The following is a 5,438-nucleotide window of genomic DNA, read 5'->3' on the forward strand; positions in this document are numbered from 1 at the left end:
GCTCCCACCCTCCCCGGTGATCCCCGGATCAGGCTGCCTCCAGCTTCACCCCACCGCTACGACGGCAGAGCGACGGTGGTCTTTCACCTCCGTTCGGACAAACAGCGCTTTCCATGGCGCACTGACAGCGTTCTTACCGGCACCCCTTCACCGGCCATTTCCCCGCCAAGATCGTGCGCCGCTCAGAACGGACCACCCGCTTCGGGAAGCTTGCCGAATTCATCGATCTTGCTTGCACTTATCCGCGCAAGTCCGACGGGTATCAATTCCACCGTTCCCATCACGCCACACTCAACACAGGCATACGGAAACGGAAAAACAGACAATATGAGCACAGGTGCGAAGTTCCTGGCCGGAATCACCCTCACCACCGCCCTCTTCGCCACGGCTTCGCCGGCCCATGCCACCGAAGCCGACAGACAGCCGCCCCCGCGGCCGGGCCTGCCGCAAGGACTGCCCCAGGGGCTGTCGCAAGGAGACGGAACCGACGCCATCGCGCAGATCGCCAGTCTCCCCAACCGCCTGCCCCTCCTGCAGGAGCCCCTTCTGGGCAAACTCCTGGAAGGGCTGAGGAACCCGCACGCGCCCAAGGGAGTCGGCGTACGCATCCTGCCCGGACGCCTGCGCCGCGGCAGCGACTACCTCATCCGCGTGCACTGCCCCACCAACGCCAACACCGCTCACGTCATCTCACCCGCCTTCAACTCGGTGGGACAACGTGACTATCGGCGCACCGTCCTTGGGCTCCCTTACCTCATCCACGGCACCGGACACGTCACCTCACCCCAGCCCATCGCCCATGACCTCGCCGTCGGCGTCTACCGGGTCCACCTGCGATGCCTGCGCGTCAGGCACAATCCGCTCAAGGCCTACTCCAAACGCATCCGGCACGTCGTCGCCCACGCCGACGCCTGGATCGTCGTCCGCCGGTTCCGCCTCAACCATTTCTAACGGTCTGAAGGCGTCACATCGCCGGTATGGCGCACCCCACCATCCGTACGGGGGCCGGCGGTCCAGCGGTTGGGGGGAGGGCAGGCTGGGGTGGAGGCGGGCGGGTTCCTAGCGTTGGCAGCGGTCCTTCCATCGCTGGAAATCCGGGCTGAGAGCCTGCGGCCCTGTTCCGAAAGGCCCTCCCATGCCCGCTGATCTCAGCCCGGCCCCTCACGTGGTCCGTCGCCCGCACCGCCCTCTCCTGCTGATGGTCGCCTTGATGGCGCTCCTGCTGGTCGTCTCGGCCGTGGGGATGGTGGTCGACGATCGCGTCCTGCTCGGCGCTCCGGTCTGGGGGAAGCCGCTCAAGTTCGCCGTGTCGTTCATCGTCTACGGCCTGACGCTGGCCTGGCTGCTGACGCTGCCGCACAAGGCTCCACGCTGGACCTGGTGGGTGGCGACCCTGTTCGTCGTCACCGGCGTCGTCGATGTCGGGATCGTCGTGATCCAGGCGGCGCGCGGGACGTTCAGCCACTTCAACGAGGCGAACGACCCCTTCAACGACATCATTCAGTCGATCTTCAGCATGGGCGTTCAGGGGCTGCTGCTCGCGAACCTCGTGCTCGCCGCGATTCTGGTCTTCCAGCGGATCGGCGATCGAGCGACCGCGTGGGCGATCCGCGCGGGTATGGCCCTCGTGATCGCCGGCATCGGACTGGGCCTGCTGATACCGCTCAGGTCGGAGGCGGTGTGGACGGTCAAGGACGCGGCCGGGCACTCGATCCCCCTGAACGCCCAGCACAACGTGGGCGTACCGGACGGTGGCCCCGGGCTGCCGCTCACCGGCTGGAGCACGGTCGGCGGGGACCTGCGCATCCCGCACTTCGCCGGGCTGCACGGGCTGCAGATCATGCTGGCGGTGGCGCTGCTGCTGAGGTTCCTGGCGGCCCGCGTCACCCGGCTGCACGACGAGCGGACCCGGGTGGCTCTGGTGATCGTGGCGGCCGTGGGCTACAGCGGCCTCCTCGCCCTGGTGACCTGGCAGGCGTTGCGCGGCCAGTCCTTGATCCATCCCGACGGTCTGACGCTGGGCGTCCTCGCCCTGCTCATCGCCGCCACGACGGCTGCGGGGTGGGCGGTCCTGGCCGCGGCGGCCCGGCGAGAGCCACGCTCCCTGACGGCGGTATCCCCGGGTTGAGTGCGGTACGCGGACGCTTGGCTATCGTCGATCATCCGCAGATCCCGTACGCCGGAGGAGAGCTCTTGACCGAAGTGGGTTTGACGTGGCTGGAGGGCCCGCCTGACGGTCCTGCCGAATCCGCCTGGGGCACTCCGTGGCCCAGGGGCGAGGTCGCCGCGGATCAGACGTTCGCGCTCACCGACCTCAACGGCACGGCCGTGCCGGTGCAGAGCCGGCCGATCGCGTTCTGGCCCGACGGGTCGCTGAAGTGGAGCGCGCATGCGATCGCGACGCCCGTACCCGCTGGTGGTTACACGCTCAGGCCCGGCCCGGCCGCCGTTCCCGCCACACTCAAGCCCGGCCCGGCCGTCGTTCCCGCCACGCCCGTCACGGTCGCGGAGCACGAGGGCCACCTCGACGTGGACACCGGCCCGATCCGGGCCCGGATCGGCAGATCCGGCGCCGAGGTGATCAGCCACATCTGGCGCGGAGACACCGAGATCGCCCGCGGCGCCCGGCTCGTCAACGTCGGCCAGCGCGGAATCGACGAGAACGAGGACGGCGCCATCACCCGGCACCGCCACGTCAGCGACATCCGGGACGTCGTCGTCGAGCAGTCCGGACCCGTACGAGCGGTGGTGCGCATCGAGGGCACGCACGTCGGCGAGACGGGCGACACGTGGCTGCCGTTCACTCTCCGGCTGTACTTCTCCGCCGGGACCGATCGCATCCGCATGATGCACACCTTTATCGTCGATCGGGACGGCCACGACGACCACATCGCCGGGCTCGGCGTCCGCGTGCGGGTGCCGATGCGGGATGCGGCCTATGACCGGCATGTGCGGTTCGTGGGGGAGGGGAACGGCGTGCTGGCCGAGGCGGTCAAGGGCATCACCGGGCTCGTCTTCGGCCGCGGCCCCGACGCCGGCGCGCGGGCCGCGCAGGTCGCGGGCACCGCGGTGCCCGGCCCCTGGACGGACGGCCTGCGGCACCTGCCCGAATGGGGCGACTACACGCTCAGCCAGCTCTCCGCCAACGGCTTCACCGTACGCAAGCGCACCGGGAAGGGTTACGCCTGGATCCCCGTCGACCAGGGCGGCCGGGCCGCCGGGCTCGGCTATGTCGGCGGGGCGAGCGGCGGACTGGCCTTCGGGCTGCGCGACTCCTGGCAGCGGCATCCGACCCAGCTGGACGTCCGCGGCGCCGGCGCGGAGGAGGCCGAGGTGACCGTGTGGCTCTGGTCGCCGGAGGCGGAGCCGATGGACCTGCGCTTTTATCACGATGGCCTGGGCCAGGACACGCATCGTGAGCAGCTCGACGGGCTCGCCGTGACGCACGAGGACTACGAGCCGGGCTTCGGCACGCCGTACGGCGTCGCGAGGACCAGCGAGCTGAGCTTCTGGGCGCTGGGATCCACCCCGAGCGGAGAACGGCTGGGGGAGCTGGCCGACCGGGTGCGCACCCCGCCGCAGCTGATCAACTCCGTCGGGCATCTGGTGGCGGCGAAGGTGTTCGGCGGCCTGTTCGCGCCGGTGGACCGCACTCATCCGGTCAAGAACGAGATCGAGGAGCACCTCGACTTCCTGTTTGCCTATCACCGCTCCCAGGTCGAGGAGCGCCACTGGTACGGCTTCTGGCACCACGGCGACGTCATGCACAGCTTCGACGCCGACCGCCGGGTGTGGTGTTACGACGTCGGCGGGCATGCCTGGACGAACTCTGAATTCTCGCCCGATCTGTGGCTGTGGTACGCCTTCCTGCGATCTGGACGTGCCGACATCTTCCGCTTCGCCGAGGCCATGACCAGGCACACCGGCGAGGTGGACGTCTACCATCTGGGGCCGTGGGCCGGCCTGGGCACGCGGCACGGGGTCACGCACTGGGGCGACAGCTGCAAGCAGCACCGCATCAGCAACGCTCTCTACCGCCGGATCTTCTACTACCTCACTGCCGATGAGCGCACCGGCGACCTGCTGCACGAGCTCGCCGACTCCGAGCGGAGCTTTCTCGTGCTCGACCCCGGCCGCAAGGTGCGCACCGGGCCGTACGCGCCTGAACCGGCCGCGCTGGACGTCTCGCTCTGCACCGACTGGGGGGCGCTGGCCGGCGCCTGGTTCACCGAGTGGGAGCGGAACGGGCCGCGCGCGGAGGCGGCCAGGCGCAAGCTGCTCGCCGGCATGGAGTCGATCGCCGCCCTGCCCAACGGCTTCCTCCAGGCGAACACACGGTACGACCTGGCCACGGGCCGGTTCTCGGCGGCCGGCGCCGGCGTCTTCGTCCTGCACCTGGGCGCGATCTTCGGGCTGGCGGAGATCTGCGCGGAGCTGATCGACGCGATCGACCTGCCGGACTTCGAGGCGGCGTGGCTGCAGTACTGCCGGCTCTACAGCGCCACGGCCGCCGAGCAGGCCGCCGAGACCGGCACCGGCTTCGGCGACCTGTTCTTCAAGCAGGGGCACGCCCGCCTGGACGCCTACGCGGCCGCGCGGCTCGCGGACGACGGGTACGCCGCCCGCGCCTGGCGGAACTTCCTGACGCCACCCATGCCCTGGGAGTACGCCCACGACCGGGACTGGTCGGTCACTCACGTCGAGACCACTCTCAATCCGTCCTCCTGCGTGCCGTGGGTGCACACCCCGTTCACCGCCTTGTACGGGCTGTCCGCCATCCAGTGCCTCGCCCTCATCGGGGACGAGCTGCCGTGAGCCGCTGGGGGCGGCGCCCCGGCCGACACAGGGCATGACACATCACCCGGCCACATTCCGCCCTGCCCGGTGCCCGAGCGGGATACGGCCGGGCAAGCCGGGCGTGCCAGGTGAAATGGGGTCGCCAGACAAGCCGAGTGGAACGAGGTGGCCGGGCGCGCCAGGCCGAACGGGGCCGCCGGGCGAGCCAGGCGGAACCGGATCGTCCAGACGGAAGCCGGTCGTCCAGACGGAAGCCGGTCGTCCGGACGGGACCGGATCGCCGGGCAGAACCGGGTCGCTGGGCATGCCGGGCGGAACCGGATCGCCGGGCGGAAGCCAGTCGTCCGGGCGAAACCGGTCGTCCGGGCGAAACCGGATCGCCGGGGCGGAAGCCGGCCGCTGGGCGGAAGCGGGTCAGAAGTCCATGTCGCCGCCGCCCATGGCCGGGGCCGCAGAGGACCGGTCGGGCCTCTCGGCGATGACGGCCTCGGTGGTCAGGAAGAGCGCCGCGATAGAAGCGGCGTTCTGCAGCGCCGAGCGCGTCACCTTGGCCGGGTCGAGGATGCCGGCTTCGAACATGTTGACGTACTCGCCGGTGGCGGCGTTCAGGCCCTCACCAGGGGTGAGGTTGCGAACGCGCT

General features: G+C 70.1%; 4 protein-coding genes. 3 read left to right on the forward strand and 1 reads right to left on the reverse strand.

Features of this window, described 5'->3' with window-relative positions:
• The first annotated feature begins 327 nt into the window (after positions 1-327).
• The 3 genes from ABEA43_RS67420 (at position 328) to ABEA43_RS67430 (ending at position 4,815) form a co-directional block, all read left to right on the forward strand.
• Positions 328-951, forward strand: a complete 624-nt coding sequence (locus ABEA43_RS67420; protein WP_345581389.1) for a hypothetical protein — start codon at positions 328-330, stop codon at positions 949-951.
• Between the two features lie 259 nt (positions 952-1,210).
• Positions 1,211-2,128 carry a hypothetical protein gene (locus tag ABEA43_RS67425; protein ID WP_345581392.1) on the forward strand — a complete coding sequence of 306 codons (918 nt, stop codon included), beginning with the start codon at positions 1,211-1,213 and terminating at the stop codon, positions 2,126-2,128.
• A 74-nt stretch (positions 2,129-2,202) separates the two neighbouring features.
• The gene (locus tag ABEA43_RS67430) at positions 2,203-4,815 is read left to right on the forward strand and encodes an exo-rhamnogalacturonan lyase family protein (RefSeq protein ID WP_345581398.1); all 2,613 of its coding nucleotides are present in this window, start codon (positions 2,203-2,205) and stop codon (positions 4,813-4,815) included.
• Between the two features lie 396 nt (positions 4,816-5,211).
• Here the strand turns inward: ABEA43_RS67430 and ABEA43_RS67435 are convergent.
• Positions 5,212-5,438: TCP-1/cpn60 chaperonin family protein (locus tag ABEA43_RS67435; protein WP_345581395.1), on the reverse strand; the 227-nt coding region annotated here is incomplete at its 5' end.

This window comes from Nonomuraea rosea (genome assembly GCF_039539705.1).
Taxonomy (GTDB): domain Bacteria; phylum Actinomycetota; class Actinomycetes; order Streptosporangiales; family Streptosporangiaceae; genus Nonomuraea; species Nonomuraea rosea.

Coding starts and splice junctions, on each gene's coding strand:
- ABEA43_RS67420 (WP_345581389.1), top strand. CDS start 328: ATGAGCACAGGTGCGAAGTTCCTGGCCGGAATCACCCTCACCACCGCC.
- ABEA43_RS67425 (WP_345581392.1), top strand. CDS start 1,211: ATGGCGCTCCTGCTGGTCGTCTCGGCCGTGGGGATGGTGGTCGACGAT.